This is a genomic window from Microbacterium sp. 22296 (assembly GCF_052045385.1).
Classification (GTDB): Bacteria; Actinomycetota; Actinomycetes; order Actinomycetales; family Microbacteriaceae; genus Microbacterium.
In genome coordinates, this window is record NZ_JBQEOS010000003.1 from 449,384 (window position 1) to 472,092 (window position 22,709).

The 22,709-nt window shown below is 69.8% G+C and carries 21 protein-coding genes; 5 read left to right on the forward strand and 16 right to left on the reverse strand.

Going from position 1 to position 22,709, the window contains the following annotated elements; all coding sequences use genetic code 11:
• Positions 1-105: 105 nt before the first annotated feature.
• Together ACTJJP_RS08590 and ACTJJP_RS08595 are read left to right on the forward strand one after the other, a co-directional pair.
• Complete coding sequence (locus ACTJJP_RS08590) at positions 106-1,041, forward strand: dihydrodipicolinate synthase family protein (protein WP_440774594.1); 936 nt, start codon at positions 106-108, stop codon at positions 1,039-1,041.
• 72 nt (positions 1,042-1,113) lie between these two features.
• Positions 1,114-2,430 (forward strand): Nramp family divalent metal transporter, encoded by a 1,317-nt coding sequence (locus tag ACTJJP_RS08595; RefSeq protein ID WP_440774595.1) that lies wholly within the window; start codon positions 1,114-1,116, stop codon positions 2,428-2,430.
• 95 nt (positions 2,431-2,525) lie between these two features.
• On the opposite strand, the gene ACTJJP_RS08600 is transcribed toward ACTJJP_RS08595, so the two are convergent.
• A complete protein-coding gene (locus tag ACTJJP_RS08600; RefSeq protein ID WP_440774596.1) occupies positions 2,526-3,230 on the reverse strand; it encodes a FadR/GntR family transcriptional regulator in 705 nt (234 codons plus the stop codon).
• A 150-nt stretch (positions 3,231-3,380) separates the two neighbouring features.
• On the opposite strand from ACTJJP_RS08600, the gene ACTJJP_RS08605 reads away from it, so the two are divergent.
• Positions 3,381-4,724: a dicarboxylate/amino acid:cation symporter gene (locus ACTJJP_RS08605; RefSeq protein ID WP_440774597.1), complete on the forward strand. Its 1,344-nt coding sequence runs from the start codon at positions 3,381-3,383 to the stop codon at positions 4,722-4,724.
• 437 nt (positions 4,725-5,161) lie between these two features.
• On the opposite strand, the gene ACTJJP_RS08610 is transcribed toward ACTJJP_RS08605, so the two are convergent.
• From ACTJJP_RS08610 to ACTJJP_RS08645, 8 genes are all read right to left on the reverse strand, one after another.
• Positions 5,162-6,427 carry an ABC transporter ATP-binding protein gene (locus ACTJJP_RS08610; protein WP_440774598.1) on the reverse strand — a complete coding sequence of 422 codons (1,266 nt, stop codon included), beginning with the start codon at positions 6,425-6,427 and terminating at the stop codon, positions 5,162-5,164.
• 14 nt (positions 6,428-6,441) lie between these two features.
• Positions 6,442-7,290: a carbohydrate ABC transporter permease gene (locus tag ACTJJP_RS08615; RefSeq protein ID WP_298873913.1), complete on the reverse strand. Its 849-nt coding sequence runs from the start codon at positions 7,288-7,290 to the stop codon at positions 6,442-6,444.
• A gap of 55 nt (positions 7,291-7,345) precedes the next feature.
• On the reverse strand, positions 7,346-8,311 hold the full coding sequence (locus ACTJJP_RS08620; protein WP_440774599.1) for a carbohydrate ABC transporter permease: 966 nt from the start codon (positions 8,309-8,311) through the stop codon (positions 7,346-7,348).
• A complete protein-coding gene (locus tag ACTJJP_RS08625) occupies positions 8,308-9,573 on the reverse strand; it encodes an extracellular solute-binding protein (RefSeq protein WP_440774600.1) in 1,266 nt (421 codons plus the stop codon). The genes ACTJJP_RS08620 and ACTJJP_RS08625 overlap by 4 nt, the downstream gene beginning before the upstream one ends.
• Before the next feature lie 168 nt (positions 9,574-9,741).
• The gene (locus ACTJJP_RS08630) at positions 9,742-11,115 is read right to left on the reverse strand and encodes an FAD-dependent oxidoreductase (RefSeq protein WP_440774601.1); all 1,374 of its coding nucleotides are present in this window, start codon (positions 11,113-11,115) and stop codon (positions 9,742-9,744) included.
• A gap of 40 nt (positions 11,116-11,155) precedes the next feature.
• Complete coding sequence (locus ACTJJP_RS08635) at positions 11,156-12,217, reverse strand: polyprenyl synthetase family protein (protein ID WP_440774602.1); 1,062 nt, start codon at positions 12,215-12,217, stop codon at positions 11,156-11,158.
• A 96-nt stretch (positions 12,218-12,313) separates the two neighbouring features.
• Positions 12,314-12,976: a class I SAM-dependent methyltransferase gene (locus ACTJJP_RS08640; RefSeq protein ID WP_440774712.1), complete on the reverse strand. Its 663-nt coding sequence runs from the start codon at positions 12,974-12,976 to the stop codon at positions 12,314-12,316.
• Positions 12,977-13,042: 66 nt separating this feature from the next.
• Positions 13,043-13,606, reverse strand: coding sequence for a DUF402 domain-containing protein (locus ACTJJP_RS08645; RefSeq protein ID WP_440774603.1), 564 nt, complete (start codon positions 13,604-13,606; stop codon positions 13,043-13,045).
• 272 nt (positions 13,607-13,878) lie between these two features.
• Here ACTJJP_RS08645 and ACTJJP_RS08650 point away from each other — a divergent pair, with 272 nt between their 5' ends.
• A complete protein-coding gene (locus ACTJJP_RS08650; protein ID WP_440774713.1) occupies positions 13,879-15,093 on the forward strand; it encodes an isochorismate synthase in 1,215 nt (404 codons plus the stop codon).
• A gap of 25 nt (positions 15,094-15,118) precedes the next feature.
• Here the strand turns inward: ACTJJP_RS08650 and ACTJJP_RS08655 are convergent, their stop codons facing one another.
• The 3 genes from ACTJJP_RS08655 to ACTJJP_RS08665 are packed head-to-tail and all read right to left on the reverse strand — an operon-like array spanning position 15,119 to position 18,236.
• Positions 15,119-15,976 carry a polyphosphate kinase 2 family protein gene (locus tag ACTJJP_RS08655; RefSeq protein WP_440774604.1) on the reverse strand — a complete coding sequence of 286 codons (858 nt, stop codon included), beginning with the start codon at positions 15,974-15,976 and terminating at the stop codon, positions 15,119-15,121.
• 52 nt (positions 15,977-16,028) lie between these two features.
• On the reverse strand, positions 16,029-17,807 hold the full coding sequence (menD, locus tag ACTJJP_RS08660) for a 2-succinyl-5-enolpyruvyl-6-hydroxy-3-cyclohexene-1-carboxylic-acid synthase (RefSeq protein ID WP_440774605.1): 1,779 nt from the start codon (positions 17,805-17,807) through the stop codon (positions 16,029-16,031).
• A 6-nt stretch (positions 17,808-17,813) separates the two neighbouring features.
• Complete coding sequence (locus tag ACTJJP_RS08665) at positions 17,814-18,236, reverse strand: PLD nuclease N-terminal domain-containing protein (protein WP_440774606.1); 423 nt, start codon at positions 18,234-18,236, stop codon at positions 17,814-17,816.
• A 109-nt stretch (positions 18,237-18,345) separates the two neighbouring features.
• On the opposite strand from ACTJJP_RS08665, the gene ACTJJP_RS08670 reads away from it, so the two are divergent.
• Positions 18,346-18,666, forward strand: a complete 321-nt coding sequence (locus tag ACTJJP_RS08670) for a DUF4229 domain-containing protein (protein ID WP_440774607.1) — start codon at positions 18,346-18,348, stop codon at positions 18,664-18,666.
• Positions 18,667-18,770: 104 nt separating this feature from the next.
• Here ACTJJP_RS08670 and ACTJJP_RS08675 read toward each other — a convergent pair whose 3' ends face one another.
• From ACTJJP_RS08675 to ACTJJP_RS08690, 4 genes are read right to left on the reverse strand one after another with little or no spacing between them, the layout of a single operon-like run.
• Positions 18,771-19,742: a 1,4-dihydroxy-2-naphthoate polyprenyltransferase gene (locus ACTJJP_RS08675; RefSeq protein WP_440774608.1), complete on the reverse strand. Its 972-nt coding sequence runs from the start codon at positions 19,740-19,742 to the stop codon at positions 18,771-18,773.
• A gap of 11 nt (positions 19,743-19,753) precedes the next feature.
• Positions 19,754-20,905 (reverse strand): AMP-binding protein, encoded by a 1,152-nt coding sequence (locus tag ACTJJP_RS08680; RefSeq protein ID WP_440774609.1) that lies wholly within the window; start codon positions 20,903-20,905, stop codon positions 19,754-19,756.
• 49 nt (positions 20,906-20,954) lie between these two features.
• A complete protein-coding gene (locus tag ACTJJP_RS08685; protein ID WP_440774610.1) occupies positions 20,955-21,857 on the reverse strand; it encodes a 1,4-dihydroxy-2-naphthoyl-CoA synthase in 903 nt (300 codons plus the stop codon).
• Between the two features lie 10 nt (positions 21,858-21,867).
• Complete coding sequence (locus ACTJJP_RS08690) at positions 21,868-22,665, reverse strand: LLM class F420-dependent oxidoreductase (protein WP_440774611.1); 798 nt, start codon at positions 22,663-22,665, stop codon at positions 21,868-21,870.
• Between the last annotated feature and the right edge of the window lie 44 nt (positions 22,666-22,709).

Genomic DNA, 22,709 nt, shown 5'->3' on the forward strand with positions numbered 1-22,709 from the left:
TTTCACATTCGGTCTTGACATCTTCACGCCACCGAAGGCACACTTGCAATCGTTCCCGCAAACGTTCTCATCCCGAGAACGCTCGACGAAGAGAAGGAGACGACAATGGTCCTCGACCTCCGCGGCCTGAACCCCGCCCCCGTTACCCCGTTCACCCCCGATGGCGACGTCGACTACGCCGCCATCCAGCGCCTGGGTTCGTGGCTCGGCTCGATCGACGGCGTGAAGAGCCTCGTCGTCCTGGGCCACGCCGGCGAGGGAACCTTCCTCACCGAGAAGGAGCAGCTCGACGTCATCCGCGCGTTCCGCGACTCCGTCGACGACCGCCTGCCGATCATCGCCGGCATCACCAAGGAGGGGAACCTCACCGCCGCGCTCGAGGCGAAGGATGCCGCGGACGCCGGCGCGAAGGGCGCTCTGGTCTACCCCTCGCACGGGTGGCTGCGCTTCGGCTTCCAGCCCGGCGCCCCGCAGACCCGCTACCGCGCCATCTGGGAGGAGTCGGGTCTCGAGGAGATCCTCTTCCAGTACCCCGACAACACCAAGGCCTCCTACGACCTCGACACCCAGCTCGAGATCGCCGGCCAAGAGGGCGTGAACCACACCAAGAACGGCGTCCGCAACATGCGCCGCTGGTACACCGAGATCCCCGCGCTGCGCGCGGCCTTCCCGGAGCTGCAGGTGCTCTCGTGCCACGACGAGTACCTGCTGCCGACGATGTTCGACGTCGACGGCCTGCTGGTGGGCTACGGCAACATCGCCCCCGAGCTGCTCGTGGAGCTCATCGAGGCCGGCAAGGCGCGGGATTACGCCGCAGCCCACGCCATCCACGAACGCCTGCTCCCCGTGACCAAGGCCGTGTACCACCGCGGCTCCCACATGGAGGGTACGGTCGCCCTCAAGTGGGGCCTGGTCAACCGTGGCATCCTGGATCACGCCACCGTGCGCGAGCCCCTTCTGCCCCTTCCGGCCGGAGCCGACGCCGAGATCGCCGCGGCCTTCGTCTCGGCGGACCTCGGCAGCGTGACCGTCTCGGCGTAACACCCGCGGGGCGGCCGGTGGGCCGGCCGCCCCTCATGACCCATCACGTCAACGACGACGGAAGGACTACCCATGAGCGATCGCACCACCAGACGACCTCCCGCGACCCCCGGCACCGGACACGGACGCATCTCGACCGAGACGGTGCGCAGCATCGTCGACTCCCACCGCACCCGGCGCACGTTCTGGCGCCGGCTCGCCCTCATCGGGCCCGCCTTCGTCGCGGGCGCCTGGCAATTCGGCCCCGGCAACCTCACCACCGCGATGAACGCCGGTGCCCTCTACGGTTACACCCTCATCTGGGTCATCATCGTCTCGACCATCCTGATGATCTTCCTCACCGACATGAGCGTGCGCCTCGGCATCCGTACGCCCGTGTCGCTCATCTCGTCGATCAAGGACTCCCTCGGAACGTGGGCGGGCGTGGTCGCGGGCATCGGCGTCTTCCTCATCACACTGTGCTTCTCGGTCGGCAACGCGGTCGGCTCCGGCGTGGGTCTGTCGATGCTGATCCCCGGCACCTCGCCGGTGATGTGGACGATCATCTGCACGGTGCTCGTCGGCTCGATCCTGCTGCTGAAGAAGATCTACGGCGTCGTCGAGAAGATCCTCATCGCGATCGTGGCGCTCATGGCGTTCTGCTTCATCGTCTCCGCCTTCGCCTCGAACCCCGACTGGGCAGCCGCCGGTGCAGGTCTGATCCCGATCGTCCCCGGCGGGGCATGGCTGCTGATCATCGGCCTCGTTGGAACCAATTTCTCCATCAACGCCGCGTTCTTCGCCTCGTACGGCACGAAGGCCCGCGAGCGCACCGCAGACGAATATCGCGACATCACCATCGTCGACACGATCCCCGGCATCGTCGCGCCCGGCATCATGACGGCGCTGGTGATCGTGGTGGCCGCCGCGGTGCTCGGTCAGACCGGCGCCGACACGCCCGGCGCCTTCACCGGGCTCGCGCGGATCTTCGAGCCTGTCGCCGGCCCGGTCGGCGCGTGGATCTTCGCGCTGGGGTTCTTCGGCGCGGCCTTCTCGTCGATGATCCCCAACTGCATCGCGGGCGGAACGATGCTCTCGGATGCCGTGGGCCGCGGCGCCTCCGCCGAGACCCTCACCGCTCGGTTGGGCAGCGCATTCATCCTCGCGTTCGGTATCGGGGTGACCATCGCGTTCGCGGGGACGTCGCCGGTCCAGCTCATCGTGATCGCCCAGGCCCTGACGGTGCTGTTCGCGCCGATCCTGGCCGCGCTGATCGTCGTGATGGCCAACAACCGCGCGCTCATGGGACCGCTGCGCAACCGTTGGTGGCAGAACCTCGCCGGTGCGGTCGGTCTCCTCGCGGTCTTCGCGCTGTCGATCCGCCTCCTGGTGAGCCTGATCGGCGGCTGACCCGGCTCTCCGCGGGGGCCCGATCTTNTCGGGCCCCCGCCTCGTCAATGCCCGCCGCGGAGGAATGCTCAGAACGCGCAAACGGGCGCGGTCGATCAGTCGCGGAGGTGCTGCGCGAGGTCGGCGATCTCGTCGAGGTGAACGCGCATGGCCGCCTCCGCGGCATCCGGGTTCGCCGCCCGCAGGGCACGCAGGATGCGGGCGTGCCCCTCGTGGGAGAGGCGGCGACCGCCGGCGGCGACGTGCGAGAAGAGCCGGGCCTCGAGCGTCCACGACACCGTCAGCTCACTGAGGGACGCGAGGAGCGGGTTGCGCGTGGCCGAGGCGACACCGGCGTGGAACGCGATGTCGAGCTGCACCGACCGCTCGCCGTCGAGCACGGTGCTCGACTCAGCGACGACCGCGCCGAGGGCGTCGAGCTCGGCGGCGTCGATGCGGGTCGCGGCGAGGCGGGCGATCTGCGGCTCGACGACGGTTCGGAACTCGGATGCCGCCGCGATCGACGTCGGATCGTCGTCGCGCCACGAGGCGAGCGCGGTGGAGATCGGCACGCGAGCGCTCACCCGTGTGCCGCTGCCCTGACGTCGCTCGATGAGTCCGGCCGACTGCAGGCGCAGTAACGCCTCGCGCACCGCCGATCGCGAGACCACGAGTTGTTCGGCCAAGTCGCGCTCGGTGGCCAGCCGGTCACCGGGCTTCAAGACCCCCGCCAGGATCAGGGCGCGCAGCCGCGCCACGATCTCCTCATGCACCGAGCCGCCGTGCCGCTCCAGCGGCGCGAGCGTCGCGTGATCGCTCATGGACCCTCCCGCGTTCATCCTCTCAGGTGGCTTCCGTGACCGGATCCCGATTGGTCAGACCGTAACGGCATGGAAACACGCCAAAACTGTTCTCGAAACGACGCCGATCCACAATTGGACCGACCAAGGGACGTCTGCGGAGGAGCGGTCATGACGAACAACGACATCACGAACGGTGGTCGCGGTCTCGCGACCACCTGGCGCATCCTGCGCCACCCGGCGAGCCTCATCGCCCTCGCGGCGGTGCTGGGCATCGTCTTCGGCCTCGCCACCGGCGAATGGGCCGCCAACCTCAAGTTCGTCGGCGACCTGTTCATCCGCCTCATCCAGATGGCGATCGTGCCGCTCGTGATGGCCTCGGTGATCGTGGCTACCGGCTCCATGACCGGTTCGGGGATGGGTCGTCTCGCCGGACGCACCTTCGCGTGGATGATCGGCTTCTCCGTCGTCGCCGCGATCGTCGGCTGGGCGCTCGCGACCCTGGTTCAGCCCGGAGCCGGTATCGACTACTCCGGCGCCGTCGACCCGGCGCTGCAGGAGGCCGCGAAGCCCACCGGCTGGCAGGAGACGGTGCTCGGCTTCGTCTCGACGAACATCTTCAACGCGATGTCGACCGCGAGCATGCTGCCCATCATCGTCTTCTCGCTGTTGTTCGGGCTCGCCCTCAACGGCTACGTCCGCACGACCGGCAACAGGCTCGTCGTCACCCTGCTCGATCAGCTGCAGCAGATCATCCTCGGCATGATCCGCCTGGTCATGCGCATCGCGCCGATCGGGGTGTTCTGCCTCCTGGCCGCCCTCGCCGGCGACGTCGGCTTCGCCGTGGTGACCACAGCGCTGTCGTACCTGGGCTCCACGCTCGTGGGCGTGCTCATCGTCACCGCGTTGTTCGTCGTCGTCGTCAGCGTGCGCACCCGCCTCAACCCGGCCGCCCTCCCCGGCAAGCTCGCCGAGCAGACGGTCATCGCCGTCACGACGACGAGCTCGGCCGTGACCTTCCCCACCGTGCTGAAGAACGCCGTCGAGAAGGTCGGCATCAGCCAGCGCGTGGCGAACTTCACCCTGTCGGTCGGCCTGACCATGGGCTCCTACGGCGCGGTGCTGAACTACACGATCGTCATCCTCTTCCTCGCCCAGGCCGGACGGGTCGAGCTGACGCCCGGGCAGATCATCCTCGGCATGGCGCTGGCGATCATGCTGAACATGGGCACCATCACCGTCCCCGGCGGCTTCGCCGTCGCCGCGACCTTCCTCGCCACGTCGCTCGGTCTGCCGCTCGAAGCCGTCGGACTGCTCATCGCCGTGGACTGGTTCACCGGGATCTTCCGCACCTTCCTCAACGTCAACGGCGACACGATGGTCGCGATGCTCGTGGCGAACGGCACCGACGAGATCGATCGTGACGTCTACGCCGGACGCAAGAGCGTCACCGCCGCGGCGGTGCAGGACGAGGAGCTCGCAGAGAAGTACGCGGCTGCTGACCGCGCGGACTGACGCGTTGCGCGCGAGGGAGGGCCGGCTCTCGGGCCGGCCCTCCTGGCGTGTCGGCGCCGGCTCGCAGCACGGGTCCACGGCGGGCGGACCGGTCCCTCGGGCCGGGCGTGCACAACTCCGGAGATCTATCGGGCAGCACCCTGGACAGAGGGCCGCTGAAGCTGTGCGCGCAACGGATCACCGGAGTTACGCACGCCCCCGGCACCGCCGCCGCAATCCGCCTCGATCCGCCCTTGGCACCGCCGCCGCAATCCGACGCAATCCGCCGCCGCGATGCCGCGTCCGGTCTCCTACCCGCTCGGCCCGCTTCCTGCGCACACCTCCGGAGATCCGCTGCGCAACGGCCTTGAGAACGGTGATCCGGGCAGTGCGCCCACCGATTTTCCGGAGTTGTAGACGACCCGTGGCGCCGACTGGCCCGCGACCGGCGCTTCCCGTCAGCGCGGCGACGCGTCCTCGCGCTCCGCGCGCTCCTTCGCGCGCTCCAGCGCGCGCTTGCGCGCGGCGCGGGCGTCCCCTTCGAGCTTCTCGGCCTTCGCCTCGTCGCGCGTGAGGTTGACCCCCGTCTCGGGGTCGAACAGGTGCAGCGAATCCGGCGAGAACCACAGGCGCGCGGCGTCTCCGGCGCGGATGGAGCTCATGGCATCCAGGGCCACGACGAGTTCGGTGCGCAGGCTCTCGCCGTCGAGGTCGCGGTCGAGCTCCGACAGCTTGTCCTTCACCGTGGGGTCGGTCTCGTACGGCACGTAGGCGTAGAGCACCTCGCCGAGCCACTCGGTCATCTCGATGTCGAGCTCAGTCGCGATACCCCCGGAGAGGTCGCGCTCCGTGGAGTCGGCGTCTTCGAACGCGTCGGGGCGCACGCCCACGATCACGAGATCACGCCCCTCGACTGCCCTGCGGAGGCGGTCGTCGAGCGGCACGTCGGCGATCGGCAGGCGCAGGGTGTCGCCGTCGACCGTGCCGCTGAGGAAGTTCATGGGCGGCGAGCCGATGAAGCCGGCGACGAAGAGGTTCACCGGCTGGTCGTACAGCCCGCGGGGACTCGCGACCTGCTGCAGCTCGCCCCGGCGCAGCACCGCGACGCGGTCGCCGAGAGTCATCGCCTCCGTCTGGTCGTGCGTGACGTAGACGGTCGTGATGCCGAGCGAGCGCTGCAGGCGCGCGATCTCGGTGCGCATCTGCCCGCGCAGCTTCGCGTCGAGGTTCGACAGCGGCTCGTCGAACAGGAATGCGCTGGCGTTGCGCACGATCGCGCGGCCCATCGCCACGCGCTGGCGCTGGCCGCCCGAGAGGTTCGCGGGCTTGCGCTCGAGGTGCTCGTCGAGTTCGAGCAGCTTCGAGGCCCGGCGCACGCGCTCGTCGATCTCCTCGTCGCTGAGGTCGCTCGACTTCAGCCGCATCGGGAAGGCGATGTTCTCGTACACCGTGAGGTGCGGGTACAGGGCGTAGTTCTGGAAGACCATCGCCAGGTTCCGGTCTTTCGGCGCCTTGTCGTTGACCACCTCGTCGGCGATCCTCAGCTCGCCGTCGGAGATGTCCTCGAGTCCCACGATCATGCGCAGCAGCGTCGACTTGCCGCAGCCCGAGGGTCCCACCAGGATCACGAACTCGCCGTCGGCGATGTCGAGGTCGACGCCTTTGACCGCGGTGAAGCCGTCGTCGTAGGTCTTGACGATTCTGTTCAGAGTGATGGATGCCATGAGGTGCTGCTCCTTTAACCCTTGACCGCGCCCTGGGTGAGACCCGACACGATCCGACGCTGGAAGATGACGACGACGATGACGATGGGGATGGTCACCACGATGGCGGCGGCCGAGATGGCGCCGGTGGGTTCCTCGAACTGCGAAGCGCCCGTGAAGAACGACAGGGCCGCGGGCACCGGGCGGGCGGCATCCGTCGAGGTCAGCGAGATGCCGTAGACGAAGTCGTTCCACGCGATGAAGAACGCGATGATCGCGGTGGTGAACACCCCGGGGGCCGCGAGCGGCACCACGGTCTTGCGGAACGCCTCGAAGGGGGTGGCGCCGTCGACCTGCGCCGCCTGCTCGAGCTCCCACGGGATCTGGCGGAAGAAGGCCGCGAGGGTCCAGATCGAGATCGGGAGGGTGAGCGAGAGGTACGGGATGATCAGCCCGAGCCAGGTGTCGTAGAGGCCGACGACGCGCCACAGGTTGAACAGCGGTGTGACGATCGAGACGATCGGGAACACCGACACCGCGAGCGCCGTGGTGAGGATGATGCGCTTGCCCGGGAAGTCGAGCCGCGCGATCGCGTAGGCGCAGAGCGTGGCCAGCACCACCGCGATGAAGGTCGCGATGAGGGAGATGCCGATCGAGTTGCGCAGCGCCGGCAGGAACAGATCCTGCGCGCTGCCTCCCGGGGCGAGGATCGTGGCGTAGTTGTCGAGCGTCCACTCGGTGGGCAGCAGCGTCCCCGAGAACAGTCCCGCCTGCGTCTTGAACGACGTCATGAGGATCGAGAACACCGGGAAGAGCGACCACACCAGGACGAGGGCGATGATCACGAGCCATGTGATCCGCTGGGGCCAGGTCATTGCGCGCATCAGCTGCACACTCCTTCACACCGGATGCCGGTTCGCGAGCCCGCGGGAACGCCCATCACGAGTTCCTCCCTGCGGAAAGGTCCACTTTGAAGCCCTTGATGAAGATGCCGGCGATGATCAGGACGCTGAGGAACAGCAGCACGGAGATCGCCGAGCCCAACCCGATCTCGAGCCGACCGATCGAGGTGTTGTACGCCAGCAGCGACAGCGCCTCGGTGTTGTTGGCACCCGCGGTCATGATGAAGATGTTGTCGAAAATGCGGAACGCCTCGAGCGTACGGAAGAGCACCGCGACCATGATCGCGGCCTTCATGTTCGGCAGGATGACGCGGCGCAGCACCTCCCATGAGGTGGCGCCGTCGACCTTGGCCGCCTCCTCCAGGTCGCCCGGCACCTGCGCGAGCCCCGACAGCAGCAGGAGGGAGATGAAGGGCGTGGTCTTCCACACCTCGCTGAGGATGATGACGGTGAGCGACGTGCCCTGGTAGGCGAACCAGTTGAGGTTCTCGTCGAACCCGGGGATCCACGACAGCCAGCTGTTGACGTACCCGCCGGAGTTGATGTCGAAGGCGTAGAAGAACGCGAAGGCCGACACGACGGTGATGATGCCGTAGGGCACGAGGATCGCCGTGCGGGCGAAGCCGCGGAGCTTCTTGATGGCCCGGTGCATGACGAGGGCGAAACCGAAGCCGATGATCAGTTCGAGCAGCACCGTCACGACCGTGATGAACAGCGTCACCCCCATCGACTGCCAGAACGCCGGGTCGCCCAGGATCACCTGGTAGTTGCGGAACCAGATGAACTCGCGGTCGTCCGGCGCGGTCAGGCGCAGGCTGAAGAGGGAGTCCCACAGGGCCTGCACGATCGGGTACAGGGTGACCAGCAGCATGATGCCGAAGGCGGGGCCCGCGAGCATCCACCCCAGCCGGGCCTCGGCACGCGCCCGGTCGGAGCGCCGTTTCTTGGTCGGGGCGGGCGGATCCGCGCGCCGTTCGGCGCGGGTGACGGTCGTGTCGGTCACAGCAGTCGCTCCCCTCTGAGCACCGCGAGGATGAAGTCGGTCGAGGACTGCGGCGTCGAGTCGGGGTTCACCGCGTTCGGCGGATGCCAGGTGCGCTGCAGACCGATGGAGATCTCGTTGTAATACGGCGTCTGCGGTCGCGGGGCGCCCAGCTGCAACGACTCCGCGATGGTCGAGGCCATCGGGAACTTCTCGTTCACCTCGGCGTCGTCGTACGCGGCGAGGTTGGACGGCGGGTTGCCGTTGGTGACGAAGTACTGCGCCTGGTTCTCGGGGCTCACGATGCACGCCACCGCCTGCCAGGCGAGGTCGACGTTCTCGCTGTACGCCCCGACGCCGAGGTTGATCCCGCCCACCGGCGGAGCGGCGGGGGTCTCGGCATCCACGCGGGGGTACACCGCCCAGCCCAGGTCGTCGACGACCTCGGGAGCTGCGGCCTGCATGGCGGGGTAGACGAAGGGCCAGTTGACCATGAACGAGCCGTTGTCGCCCTGGAACAGGTTCATGCTGGCGTTCTCGTCGGCGGTGGGAAGCCCGGGTCCGCCGAGCCCCGAGGAGCCGATGCGCCCGATGATGTCGGCCGCCGCCTTACCGGCATCCGATTCGAGGCCGAGCTGCATCTCGTCGGGCTTGGCGTCGGGGTTCTCCAGGATCTGCCCGCCGGCCGAGGCGACGAGCGCGTTGATCCACACGGTCAGCGACTCGGCGAGCGCCCCCTGCACGCCGAGCTGCTTGTTCTGGTCCTGGGCGGCCTGGATGATCTGATCCCACGTGACCGGCTGGGTCATGTCGAGACCCGCGGCCTCGGCGACCGACTTGCGATACCAGAGCAGCTGCGTGTTGGCCCAGAAGGGCACGGTCACGAGCTCGCCGTTCCAGCTCGCCGACTGCACCGCGCCCTGCACGACTCCGTCGGTGTTCTGCAGGTCGGCGGGCACCGGCGCGAGGAAGCCGGGCTCGGCGAGCTCGGGGATGAAGGGCGGGTCGAGGCTCATGATGTCGAGCGAGCGGTCGCTGGCGGCGAGGCGCCGGGCAAGCTGTTCGCGCTGCGAGGCCGCGTCGCGCGGGAGCAGCGAGGTCTCGATGCGGTATGCCCCGTTCGCCGCCTCCGTGCAGGATGCCGCGATCTCGGCCTGACCGCCGTCGTCGGGGTTGATGTACCAGGTGAGAGTCGGCACTCCATCTCCGGCTGAGCAGGCGCTGAGCGTACCCGCCAAGGCCAGCGCCGACGCTCCGGCAACGATCCGTCTCACCGTTCGCATCCGGCCCCCTCGCCTCCGTGCGCGGGGCGTCGGTACCCGGCGTCGTCTCCCCATCCTGCCGACCGGCGTGGATTCGAGATCTCAGGCTTGCCCCGGGAACGGGCGCGGTGGTACTCGCGCGAAAGACGAACCGCCCCGTCCGAAGACGGGGCGGTTCGAACGCTGCGGCTACTCGCCGCGCGAAATCGCGATCATCTCGTCGCGGGGAACGACCTTGATGCGCGCCCGCTCGTGCGGGGCACCGAGTGCCATCTCGTGCTCGTCGAGGCGGTGCCAGCCGTCGAGGTCGGTCCAGCGGACCCCGCGCTCCGCGAGAAGGGCCGGGATGGCCTCCTCTTCGGGGTGGGCGGGACGCCACCACTCGCTCTGGTCGTTGATGACGTGGCGCACCGTCTCCATGGCATCCGACTTCGTGTGTCCGATGAGGCCGACGGGCCCGCGCTTGATCCACCCGGTGGCGTAGACGCCGGGGACGCGCGAGTTCGAGTCGGCCGACAGCACCTGACCCTCGTGGTTCGGGATGACTCCGTGACGCTCGTCGAAGGGAACGTCTCTCAGCGGCGAACCGAAGTAGCCGACCGCGCGGTAGATCGCCTGGATCTCCACCTCGCGGATCTCGCCGGTACCGACGACCCCACCCTCGGCGTCGGGCCGGGTGCGCTCGTAGCGCAGGGCGGCGACACGCCCCTCGGTGTCTTTCACGACCTCGAGCGGCTTCGCCCAGAAGTGCAGGTGCAGACGGCGCGAGGCTTCTCCCCCGGCGCCGTTGGCCCCCGGGCGCGTACGCCACTGCTGCAGCACGCGGTCGATGACCTTGACCTGCTTGTTCGTCTCGATGGCCGCCTTCGAGGCCTCGTCGTAGTCGAAGTCCTCGTCGTAGACGACCATGTCGACGTCGCGCAGCTCGCCGAGCTCGCGAAGTTCGAGCGGGGTGAACTTCACGTGCGCCGGGCCGCGGCGCCCGAACACGTGCACGTCGGTGACGGGCGAGGCCTTCAGTCCCTGGTACACGTTGTCGGGGACTTCGGTGGGAAGGAGGTCGTCGGCGTGCTTGGCGAGCATGCGCGTGATGTCGAGGGCCACGTTGCCGTTGCCGATCACCGCGACCGACTCGGCTTCCAGCGGCCACTCGCGCGGCACGTCGGGGTGCCCGTCGAACCAGCTGACGAAGTCGGCGGCACCGTATGAACCGTGCGCGTCGATACCGGGGATGTCGAGGTCGGCGTCGCGGATCGCACCGGTCGAGAAGATCACGGCGTTGTAGTGCTGCTTGAGATCGTCGAGAGTGATGTCCTCCCCGAATCGCACATTGCCGAAGATGCGGATGTCGCCGCGGTCGAGCACCTCGCGCAGCGCCGTGACGACGCCCTTGATGCGGGGGTGGTCGGGAGCGACGCCGTAGCGCACGAGCCCGTACGGCGCGGGCAGCTGCTCGAAGAGGTCGATCGAGACGTCGAATCGACGCTCGGCCTTCAGCAGGATGTCGGCGGCGTAGATGCCGGCGGGGCCGGCTCCGACGATGGCGAGGCGCAGCTTCGTCATGGGGTCCTCTCGATCGGGATCGGGGGGGGTGGGAATGTGGTCAGGCCGAGCGGTCGGCCACGGCGCGGGCGAAACGCGTCAGCGCCTCGCGCACGGCACCGTCGGGCAGGGGCGCGAGGGCGTCGATCGCCTCTTGCGACCACTGGTGCGCAAGACGCAGGGTCTCGTGCGTCGTCTCGTGATCGCGCAGCTCCGCGAGGGCGGCATCGAGGATCGACGGGTCGGCGCCGGCGGCGATGCGTTCCTGCCCCTCGTCGATGCGGGCGCGGAGGTCGGCGGATGCCGCGTCGGAGCGGTGCCCGAGCAGCAGGTACGGCATGGTGGGCACGCCCGCACGCAGGTCGGTGCCGGGAACCTTGCCGGTCTCGGACGGGTCGGGCGAGAGGTCGATCACGTCGTCGAGCAGCTGGAAGGCGACACCGGCCTTCTCGCCGAAGACGACCATGGGCTGCTCGTACTCCTCGGGCGCACCCGAGTAGATGACGCCCGACTGGGCGGCGGCCGCGATGAGGGAGCCGGTCTTGTCGGCGAGCACCCTCAGGTAGAAGTCGACGGGCTCGTCGCCCTCCTGCGGGCCGACCGTCTCGTGCATCTGTCCGAGCACGAGCCGTTCGAACGTGTCGGCCTGCAGCTGGATCGCGCGCTCACCGCGTCGTGCCATGAGCTGGCTCGCGCGGGCGAAGAGCAGGTCGCCGGTGAGGATGGCGATGTTATTGCCCCACACCGTCTGGGCGCTCGGCACTCCGCGGCGCTTGTCGGCGCCGTCCATGACGTCGTCGTGGTACAGCGAACCGAGGTGCGTGAGCTCCAGCGCCGTGGCGACCTCGACGACCTCGCGGGTGGTGCCCCGGCCGAGCTGGGCGGTGAGGATCGCGAGCATCGGCCGCACGCGCTTGCCGCCGGCCTCGTAGAGGTAGCGCGCGGTGACGTCGGCGAGCTTGTCGGCGCTTCGCACCTCGCCCTCGAGCTCGGTCTCGACGAGCGCGAGCCCCGCCTCGACGGTGGTGAGAAGGGTGCGCGAGCGGAGGCCTGCGAAGATGCGGTCACTCAGGCCCAGCTTGCCCGACAGGCGGGAGCCGGCCGCGGGCGGTCTCGGGGTCACGCTGTCAGCCTAGCCTGGCGCGCTGAGGCGCAGCCGCGGGTATCTCGACGCTTGACAGCGCCCCGCTGGGGAGGAGGCACCGGGCGGGGGCCGGAATCACTCCGCCGGACGGATGCCGCGGTGCAGCGCCACGATGCCGAACGACAGGTTGCGGTACTCCACGTCATCCCATCCCGAGTCGCGCATCCACCGGGCCAGCGTCGGCTGGTCGGGCCAGTCGCGGATCGACTCGTTGAGGTAGTCGTACGCCTCGGCGTTGCTGCTCACGGCTTTCGCGACGATCGGCAGGACACGGTCGTTGTAGAACCGGTAGAGGCCGTTGAAGACGGGGGACGGCGGGTGCGAGAACTCGCACACGACGATGCGCCCGCCGGGACGCGTCACCCTCCGGAGTTCGCGGAGCGCCCGGCGCGGGTCGTTGACGTTGCGCAGCCCGAACGACATCGTGACCGCGTCGAACTCGCCGTCGGCGAAGGGGAGGTCGGTGGCATCCGCCTGCACGAACTCGAGGTTCGGCACGTTCCCGTGACGTCGGCGACCTTCGGCGATCATGCCGCGCGAGAAGTCGGCGGCGACCACGTGGGCGCCGCTGGGCACGAACGCCATCGACGACGTGCCGGTGCCGGCCGCGAGGTCGAGGATGCGCTCGCCCTTCTTCGGCGCCACGGCCCGCAGGGTCGCCGTCCGCCACAGGCGGTCGTTGCCGAGACTGAGCACCGAATTGGTGCGGTCGTAGGCGGCGGCGACCTGGTCGAACATGCCACTGACGCGCTGCGGGTCTTTGCCGAGGTCGGCGCGGTTGGGGTCGCTGCTCACCCGTCGAGTCTAGGCCGGGGCGACGGGGCGGTCGCCGGGGGTTGCGAGAGCTGCGAGCCGCTCCAGCCACGGCCCGGTGACCGCGTCCGAGAACGGCGCCTCGTGCGCGCGCACCCGGTGCTCGAGATCGGTGGCCGTGGCATCCAGGTGGTCGACGATCTCGGGCGGATAGCCGTAGCGCACGCGGTGCTCGTCCCACTCGTCGCGGTCGTCGATCCACGTTCCGCGGCCGTCGGTGCGACGCACGACGTCGAGGTCCATGTCGATGCCGCGGGGCACGCCGTCGTCATGCCACCGGACGTCCCACGCCAGGTCGATGTAGACGGCGACGGGGTGGGGAGCGGCGTTGTGGGTGAAGGCCCAATCGCCGCTCGCGGGCACCAGCGTGACGTTGGGCTGGCGGCACACGAATTCCGCACCCGGTCGGGCGCTGCGCCAGCCCACCTGCTGGCCGAACCACTCGCCCCACTCGTCGGAGCCGAGGTACACGCTGTCCTGCACCCAGTGCGGCGAGCCGTCCCACTTGCGCCACTCGAACAGCAGGCGGGTGCCGGGGGCGGGACGGTTTTCCATGCTCCGGAGTCTAAAACGCTCCCGACTCCGGGTCTCCGCGCGCTCGCGGACACGACGCAGGAGTTCGGGAGCTCGACGTGGGAAAGCCCGCGCCGCGATGCCCCCGCGAGCCGAGTCTCCTGCGTCGTGGACGCCGCGTCTGCTCGACGCTGAAGCATCCGGATGCCGCGCACCTCCGCACCGATCAGCGCGGGTCTACGCTGAAAGACGTGCTCGAACCCGCGGATGACGTCGTGCCGCGCCTGCGCGTGGTCACGCGCGAACTGTCGCCGATGGATGACGTGCTGGCCTACACGACCTCGTACGACCCCCTGTTCTGGAGCCGTCGGGGCGAGTCGCTCGCAGCCTTCGGCGACCTCCTGACGCTGCGCTATTCGGGCGAACGCCCGGGCGATGCCACGATCTCGGAGCGCTGGCGGGCGATCGCCGCAGCCGCCGAGATCGACGACCCCGTGCAGCTGCCCGGAACAGGTCTCGTCGCCTTCGGATCCTTCGTGTTCGACCCGCGGTCCGAGCGCGAGAACGTCCTGCGCGTGCCCGGCATGATCGTCGGTCGGCACAGCGGCCGCGCCTGGGTCACGCGCCTCGCCTTCGACGACACCCCCGACGAGCCGGAGCCCGAACTGCCGCCCCGCTCCCCCTTCGGACCGCACTGGTCGGCGACGCTGGGCCCCGGGCAGCAGACGGCCGAGAAGTACCAGGATGCCGTCCGCCAGGCCATCGAGGCCATCGGCGCCCGCGAAGTGGCCAAAGTGGTGCTGGCCCGCGACATCGTCGGCACCGTCCCCGCCGGCTCCGACCTGCGTCGACTGGTGCGCTCGCTCCTCGAGGGCTATCCCGACTGCTGGGTGTTCGCCGTCGACGGCCTCATCGGTGCGAGTCCCGAAACGCTGGTGACGGTGTCGGGAGGCACGGTGACCGCGCGGGTGCTGGCCGGCACGGTGGCACGCGGCGGCGACGCCGACGCCGATGTCGCGGCATCCGTTGGTCTGAGCCGCAGCACGAAGGATCAGGACGAGCACCGCTTCGCCGTGCAGAGCGTGCTGAAGTCGCTCGGCCCGCACACCTCCTCACTGGCCGCCGAAGACCAGCCCTTCACGCTGAAGCTCCCCAACGTCTGGCATCTCGCCACCGACGTCGAGGGGGTGCTGAGCGCGGATGCATCCTCGCTCGACCTGCTGTCGGTGCTTCACCCGACGGCCGCCGTCGCCGGCACGCCGACCGCCGCCGCGATCGAGCTCATCCGCCGACTCGAGCCGTTCGACCGCGGCCGGTACGCCGGCGCCGTGGGCTGGACGAGCGCCTCCGGCGACGGCGAGTGGGCCATCGCCCTGCGGTGCGCGCAGATCGACCGCGCGGCTCCGTCGTCACCGACGGCGCCGATCACCGCCTACGCGGGGGCGGGCATCGTGTCCGAGAGCGTCCCCGAGTCGGAACTGCTCGAGACGCGCGTGAAGTTCCGCCCCATCGTCGAGGCTCTCGCCTGATCTCGACCCGGTTCGACCGGCGGGATCAGGATGCCGCGAGACGGCGCTTCTGCTCCTCGACGTCGTAGTCGGCCGCCGGCCACCGCGGATCGATGTCGGAGAGGGCGTCGAGGAGCAGCTGCTGCACCGCGAGACGCGCGTACCACTTGCGGTCGGCGGGCACGACGTGCCAGGGCGCGACCGGCGTCGACGTGCGCTCGACGGCGACCTGATACGCGTCCATGTAGTCGTCCCACAGCTGCCGCTCATCGACGTCGCCCGGGTTGTATTTCCAGTGCTTCTCCGGGCGGTCGAGGCGCTCGGCGAGGCGCTCCCGCTGCTCGTCCTTCGAGATGTGCAGCATGACCTTGACCATTCGGATGCCCATCTCGACCGCCTGTGCCTCGAAGGCCACGATGGCGCCGTAACGCCGCTCGATCTCATCGGACGGAGCGAGGGACCGCACCCTTCCGATGAGTACGTCTTCGTAGTGCGACCGGTCGAAGACGCCGATGCGCCCGGCGTCCGGGAGGCGCTTCTCGATGCGCCAGAGGAAATCGTGCGACAGCTCCTCAGCGGTGGGTTTCTTGAACGAGGCGAGCTCGACGCCCTGCGGATCCACGGCACCCACGACGTGTCGCACGATGCCGCCCTTGCCGGCGGTGTCCATCGCCTGCAGCACCAGCAGCACCGATCCCGTCGCCGTGCCCGCCACGCTCTGCGCGAAGAGCCGCTCCTGCAGGTCCTCCAAGGGCTCGCGGCCCGCCTCGAGGTCGGCTTTGCCGGCGTCCTTGTCGCCGTCGTACCCGGGCGTCGACCGCGGGTCGATCTCGGCGAGGCGGAAGCCGGGCTCGACACGGAGCACGTCGGAGGCGGGCGTGGACCATCTGCTGCTCGTACTCATCCCGACATCGTGCCGCGGCATCCGGGTGCGCACCACCCGTTGACGGACGGGATCAGCGCGGCAGGGGGACCTCGATGAGCTGCCGCCCACCGGTCGGAGCCGTGAGCACCTGGTCGAGCGCGACCCGGGTGGTGCAGCGGTGGTATTCCCAGCCGAATGCGAGCGCGAGCTGCTCGAGCCGCGCGGTGTGCGGGGTGTACTGCACGCGCGACATCGCGTCGGCACCGGCGATCCCCGCCACCTCGAGTCCGTCGAAGATCGTGCCGCCGCCGTCGTTTCCGACGACGACCTGCAGCCGAGGCTCCGCCTCGCCGGGGGGAAGCAACAGAGCGCCCATGTCGTGGAGGAATGCCAGGTCGCCCAGCAGCAGGCGCGTGACACCCGGCCGTTCGTCGGTCTGGCTGGCCAGCGCCACTCCGCTCGCCGTGGCGATCGTGCCGTCGATGCCCGCCAGGCCGCGGTTGGCGTGCACGGCGACTTTCTTGCCGCCCAGCAGTTCGTCGGCGACGCGCACGAGCCGTGACGAACCGAAGACGAGGCGGTCGTGCGGCCAGGTGGCGCGCCACAGCGCATCGACGAGGGCGGCGCGATCCACCGGCGCACGCATCACCTCGACCTCGGCGCTGATGGCCCCGAGCCTTTCGTGCGGAACGGCGGATGCCAGGCCCTCGGCGTCGGGGGCGCGCGGCGACAGGTCGACGGCCGCGTCACGCGAGGCGCGCATCCACTCCCCCAGCCACGTGCGATCCGCTTCCCCCGTGACCCGCACGGAATCGACCGCGACGGTCGCGCCGTTGAGGTTGACGGGTTCACCGGGTCCGCGGACGGCGAGGACCTCGACATCGTCGCGGCCCAGCAGCATCGCGACCTCGCGGCTGAGCGTCGGACGCCCGAACAGCACGACCCTCTCGATGCGGCCGCCCAGCGAGGGCTCGCGCAGCAACGCGCGGTAGCCGTGCACGATCTGGCGGCCGAAGCGCGCACCGCTGACGATCTCGGCGACGAGGGGGAACCCGCCCGCGTGGGCGAAGTGCTCCGCCGCGGGCCCCGCGTCTGCGCCCGCGACGACGATCGTGCGCGGTCCGGTCTCGATGCGATGCGCAGCCTCGGGATCGGGGGCGACGTCGGCGATGCCGATCCCCCCTCCCCCCTGGTAGAGCGCACCCGACGCGTCCTGGCTCGGATCCGGGGTGGACTCCATGGCGCGGGATGCCGCCCGCTCGGTGAGCCACACCGGCACGGCACCCGCGAGAGGCTCACGGAAGGGCACGTTGACGTGTACCGGTCCGGCCGCGCGCGTGCCTTCGCCGAGGGAGGCGGCGAGCGCCTCGCCCGCCATCGCATCGAGGGCGCCGGTCTGCTCGCCGGTGCCATCGGCGTCGATCGTCCCGGGAACGGCGAGGTCGGCCTCGAACCGCACCGCCGAGCGGAACAGCCCCGGCTGCCGGGTCGTCTGGTTGGCGCCGACGCCGCGCAGCTCCGGCGGACGGTCGGCGGTGAGCAGCAGCAGGGGCACACCCGCGTGGTGGGCCTCGAGGGCGGCCGGGAGGAGATTCGCAACAGCGGTGCCCGAGGTGCACACCACGACCGCCGGCGTGCCCGTCTCACGTCCGATGCCGAGGGCGGTGAAGCCGGCGACGCGCTCGTCGATGCGGACGTGGAGGTGGATGAGACCCGCGCGTTCCAGGTCGGCGGCGACCAGCGCCAACGCCTGGGATCGCGAACCGGGACTGACCACGACGTGGCGCACGCCCCGCGAGACGAATCCGGCGAGGAGCGCTGCGGCGGCATCGGTCGCGGGCGCGCCCGAGCGATCGTTCAGCGAGGCCACGACGGCTCAGCCGACGGCGCCGCGCTGCCCGCGGGTGTCGTCGTCGCCCTTCCCCGGAGGGGTGTCGGGATCGGTCGACTTCTTCGGGGGCTGCGGGTCGTCGGCCTCGGAGTCGAGCTGTGCAAGCTCCTCTTCGAGGCGACGGATCCGCTCGTCCTGGTCGGCACGAGCAGACGCCGTCATGCGCCCGAGGAACTCGGGGTCGTCGTCGGGAGCGCGACGGACGGCTGAGGTCTTGCCCGCCGCGCGACCGCGACCGATCACGAACCACAGGATGCCGCCGAGCACCGGCAGCAGAATGACGATCGCCATCCACGCACCCTTGCTCACCCCGCGGTGCCGTGAGGGAGCCTGCACGGCGCAGTCCACGATCGTGTAGACCCAGAAGACGGTCGCCACGAGCGCCAGGATGAGAAGCAACCGTGCCATGAGCCGATTCTACGTGCGTCTGCTGTACGGCGGCCCCGAGGCGCGTTCCGGTCTTCCGCCGTCGAACCACCCGCAAGAGCGGTGGGGACGACGGTCGTAGACTGGATGCATGCGCGCTCGTTCGGCTCTGGTCTATACGGTGCTGCGACTTCTCGCGTTCCTGGTGCCGCTCGGCATCCTGCTGCTGTTCCCCGTCTTCCAGGAATTGCCCTGGCTCGCGGCGATCTTCGCGGCCCTCATCGGCTTCAGCCTGTCGCTGCTTTTCCTGCGTCGCCCGCTGGAGAACGTCACGGGCGGCCTCGCCGAGCGTCGTGCGCAGCGCACCGCCACCGGGCGCCGCACGGGTGCCGAGACGGATGCGGATGCCGAGGACGCCGTGCTCGACGCCACGCGTCACGACGCCGGCCCCGAGGCCGACGCGGAGCGCTGAGGCGACTCGCCCGACCCGGGTATCCCGCAGGCTCACGGCATCCCGATCGGGTCATCCGCGACATCGGACCGAGGTGTGTCCCGCTCCGGCGCGACTCCTCCCGCTCAGCCCGCGAAGGCCCAGAACAGCAGCGCGCCATAGGCCACCGAGGTGAAGCTCGTGACCTGCAGCGCGGTGATGAGCTCGCGCGGCGCGCGGTACGTCCACACGATGAGGATGGCCGCGAGCCCGCCGAGCAGCGCGATGAGCGTGAGCCACGCGATCGGGTAGACGAGCGCCAGGAACACGGCGATGCCGAACGGAACGAGCACGAACACCGTGAAGAGCACCTGGGTGGCGCGTCGACCGATCAGCACCGACAGCGTGCGCTTGCCGGCGAGGCGGTCCTGGTCGATGTCACGCAGGTTGTTCGCGAGGAGCACGGCGCACGCCAACAGACCCGCGGCGACCGCGCCGAACCACGCCTCCTGCGGCAGCGACCGCACCTGCAGCCACGTCGTGCCGAGGGTGGCGACGAGGCCGAAGAAGACGAACACGAACAGCTCGCCCATGGCGTTGTAGCCGTAGGGGCGCTTGCCCCCGGTGTAGAACCACGCGGCGACGATGCACACCGCCCCGACCAGGATGAGCCACCACTGCCCCGTGCGGATGACGAGGGCCAGGCCGATCACCGCGGCGAGCGCGAAGAACGCCAGGGCCACGATCAACACCGTGCGGGGCTTCGCCTTCTTGCCACCGGTCAGGCGGCCGGGTCCGACCCGCACGTCGTCGGTCCCTCGGATGCCGTCGGAGTAGTCGTTGGCGTAGTTGACGCCGATCTGCAGGGCGAACGCCACGGCCAGGCACGCGAGGGCGATCACCCAGTGGAGCTGCTCGTCGACGAGGGTCGCCGCGCCCGTTCCGATCAGGACGGGGGTGATCGCGAGGGGCAGTGTCCGAAGCCGGGCCGCCGCGATCCAATCCCGAGCTGTGGCAGGGGCGACGGCCTGCGGTGCGCCACCCTTCGCCTTCTGCGGGTTGCCTCCGGGGCGACGCTTCTTGGCCGGGGTCGAACGCTTACGAGACGGTGCTGCCACGGAGGGTCATCCTATGCCCGTGGGCTCCGCGCGAGCATCGCGCGGAGGGCCGCTCGGTCCGGCTTCCCCGACGACAGGGCGGGCAGTTCCTCGACCGCGACGACGCGCGCCGGTCGCGCGGGCGCTCCCACCGCGTCGCCCACGACCTCCCGCACTTGCGCGAGGACCGTCTCCACGTTTCCGGCCGCGAGCCCCGGCACCACCACGGCCGACCCCTGGCCCCACTCGGCATCGGGCATCGGCACCACCACGGCCGACGCGAGCCCCGGGATGCCGCGGACGGCGGCTTCGACGCGATCGAGCGACACGTTCACCCCGCCCGAGACGATGACGTTGTCGAGACGGCCGGTGACCCTCAGCACCCCGTCGACGATCTCGCCGCCGTCGCCCGTGCGGTACCAGCGCGTGCCGGTGGAATCGAGGGGGAAGACGGATGCCGTGCGTGCAGAGTCGCCGAGGTATCCGTCGGCGAGCATCGGGCCCGACAAGAGCACCTCGCCGTCGGCGACGCGCATGTCGACGCCGTCGAGGGGAACGCCGTCGTAGACGCAACCACCGCTGGTCTCGCTGGAGCCATAGGTGCGGACGATGCGCGCGCCGAGCGCCTCCGCGCGCCTGCTGACGGAGGGCGCGAGCGCCTGCCCACCGATGAGGATGGCCTCGAACGACCGCAGGGCCTGCGCGACGGTGGCGTCATGCTCGGCGGCATCCAGGAGTCTCTGCAGCTGCGCCGGGACGAGGGAGGTGTAGCTCGGAACACGCTCGCCGTCGGCGTGCGAGGCCATCCCGAGAGCCGCCGCGGCGAACGGTTCGGGTCGGAAGGGACCGCTCACGACGGCGGGCTCGCGATCGGCGATCAACGCCCGGACGATGACCTGCACGCCCGCCACATACGTCGCCGGCACGGCGAGGAGCCAGGCGCCCTCGCCGATGCGGGCGGCGGTCGCATACGCACTGCTGATGAGGGCGTTGCGACTGATCACGACCGACTTCGGCACCCCCGTCGAGCCCGACGTCGTCACGACGGCGGCGGTCCCCGGGGGAACGTCGCCGACGAGGCCCGCCCCTCCGAGGGAGATCGCGGGACCTGCCCCGAGCACGGCCGCACGCAGCGCCCGCACGACGTCTCGCGGATTCTCGGATGCCGGAGGCTCGAGCTTCACGCGCAGCGCCCGTCGGACGCGATACCCGTCATGCGCGGTGCCGCTCGTCTCAGTAGTGCCACGGCACGCCCGACCAGTCGGGATCGCGCTTCTCGAGGAAGGAGTCGCGCCCCTCGGCCGCCTCGTCGGTGCCGTAGGCGAGGCGGGTGGCTTCGCCGGCGAAGAGCTGCTGACCGACGAGACCGTCGTCGACGGCGTTGAAGGCGTACTTCAGCATCCGGATGGCCGTGGGCGATTTGGTGAGGATCGTGCGAGCCATGGCGAGGGCCTCGCGCTCGAGCTCGGCGTGGGGGACGACGCGGTTGACCGCCCCCATCTCGTACGCCCGGTCGGAAGAGTACTCCTCCGCGAGGAAGAAGATCTCGCGCGCGAACTTCTGCCCGATCTGGCGTGCGAAGTACGCGGAGCCGTAACCGGCGTCGAACGAGCCCACGTCGGCATCCGTCTGTTTGAAACGACCGTGCTCCCGGCTCGCGATCGACAGGTCGCACACGACGTTGAGGGAGTGTCCCCCGCCCGCGGCCCACCCCGGGACGACCGCGATGACGACCTTCGGCATGAACCGGATGAGGCGCTGCACCTCGAGGATGTGCAGGCGTCCCGCGCGACCCGGATCGTGGACGGCCGTCTCGTCGTGCGAGTACTTGTAGCCGTCGCGCCCACGGATGCGCTGGTCGCCGCCCGAGCAGAAGGCCCAACCGCCGTCCTTCGCGCTCGGTCCGTTGCCGGTCAGCAGCACGACGCCGATCCGGTGGTCCTGACGGGCGATGTCGAGCGCGCGATACAGCTCGTCGACGGTGTGCGGGCGGAAGGCGTTGCGCACCTCGGGCCGATCGAACGCGATGCGGGCGACGCGCCCGTCGTGCGTGACGTGGGCGGTGATGTCGGTGTAGTCCGCGGCCTCGGGGGCCAGGGTCCACTCCGCGGGGTCGAAGAGTTCGGAGACGGTCACCCGGTCAGCCTCACGCGTTCTTGGCGTCGCGCCAGCGGAGCCAGCGTTCGATGATCGAGTAATCCCAGTCGGGACCCGAGAAGCCCAGGGTGAACAGGCGCGTGCCGGCGTCGAAGAGCGCGTCCGCCACGGTCTCGTCGCGATCCTTCAGCTCATTCGACACGATCAAACCGGACAGATCGCGCCCCTCGGCCTCGGCCCACTTCTCGATGACACCGAACTTGTGGGGCAGCTCATCGGGGGTGACGAAGCTGTGCCAGATGTCGGCGTGCCGGGCGACGATGCGAAGCGTCTTCTGCTCGCCCTTGCCGCCGATCATCACGGGGATCTCGCGGGTGGGCGCGGGGTTGAGCTTGCCCCAGCGTTCGACGACGCGGTCGAGGTCGGCGGCGAGCGCGTTCAGGCGGGATCCTGCGGTACCGAAGTCGTAGCCGTACTCGTCGTAATCGCGCTGGAACCACCCCGACCCGGTGCCGAAGATGAAGCGGCCGGCGTCGCCGCCCTTCTTGCTGATGTGGTCGATCGTGCGGGCCATATCTGCCTGCAGGTCGGCGCCGCGGTAGCTGTTGCAATTGACCAGGGCTCCGAACTCGACGCGCTCGGTCTGCTCGGCCCAGGCCGCCAACATCGTCCACGACTCGAAGTGCTCGCCGTCGGGATCGCCGTACAGCGGGAAGAAGTGATCCCAGTTGAACAGGATGTCGACGCCCATCTCTTCCAGGCGGAAGACGGCGTCGCGGATGTCGGAGTACTGCACGTGCTGCGGCTGGATCTGGACGCCGAGCCGGACGGGGGTGTCGAAGAGCATGCGGTCAGCCTATTCCGGGCCACCGACACCGGGGCCAGGATGGG

Bases quoted from the DNA above. Each gene is read 5' to 3' on its own strand.
- ACTJJP_RS08590 (WP_440774594.1), top strand. From the start codon at position 106: ATGGTCCTCGACCTCCGCGGCCTGAACCCCGCCCCCGTTACCCCGTTC.
- ACTJJP_RS08595 (WP_440774595.1), top strand. From the start codon at position 1,114: ATGAGCGATCGCACCACCAGACGACCTCCCGCGACCCCCGGCACCGGA.
- ACTJJP_RS08600 (WP_440774596.1), bottom strand. From the start codon at position 3,230: ATGAGCGATCACGCGACGCTCGCGCCGCTGGAGCGGCACGGCGGCTCG.
- ACTJJP_RS08605 (WP_440774597.1), top strand. From the start codon at position 3,381: ATGACGAACAACGACATCACGAACGGTGGTCGCGGTCTCGCGACCACC.
- ACTJJP_RS08610 (WP_440774598.1), bottom strand. From the start codon at position 6,427: ATGGCATCCATCACTCTGAACAGAATCGTCAAGACCTACGACGACGGC.
- ACTJJP_RS08615 (WP_298873913.1), bottom strand. From the start codon at position 7,290: ATGCGCGCAATGACCTGGCCCCAGCGGATCACATGGCTCGTGATCATC.
- ACTJJP_RS08625 (WP_440774600.1), bottom strand. From the start codon at position 9,573: ATGCGAACGGTGAGACGGATCGTTGCCGGAGCGTCGGCGCTGGCCTTG.
- ACTJJP_RS08630 (WP_440774601.1), bottom strand. From the start codon at position 11,115: ATGACGAAGCTGCGCCTCGCCATCGTCGGAGCCGGCCCCGCCGGCATC.
- ACTJJP_RS08640 (WP_440774712.1), bottom strand. From the start codon at position 12,976: ATGTTCGACCAGGTCGCCGCCGCCTACGACCGCACCAATTCGGTGCTC.
- ACTJJP_RS08645 (WP_440774603.1), bottom strand. From the start codon at position 13,606: ATGGAAAACCGTCCCGCCCCCGGCACCCGCCTGCTGTTCGAGTGGCGC.
- ACTJJP_RS08650 (WP_440774713.1), top strand. From the start codon at position 13,879: ATGGATGACGTGCTGGCCTACACGACCTCGTACGACCCCCTGTTCTGG.
- ACTJJP_RS08655 (WP_440774604.1), bottom strand. From the start codon at position 15,976: ATGAGTACGAGCAGCAGATGGTCCACGCCCGCCTCCGACGTGCTCCGT.
- ACTJJP_RS08665 (WP_440774606.1), bottom strand. From the start codon at position 18,236: ATGGCACGGTTGCTTCTCATCCTGGCGCTCGTGGCGACCGTCTTCTGG.
- ACTJJP_RS08670 (WP_440774607.1), top strand. From the start codon at position 18,346: ATGCGCGCTCGTTCGGCTCTGGTCTATACGGTGCTGCGACTTCTCGCG.
- ACTJJP_RS08690 (WP_440774611.1), bottom strand. From the start codon at position 22,665: ATGCTCTTCGACACCCCCGTCCGGCTCGGCGTCCAGATCCAGCCGCAG.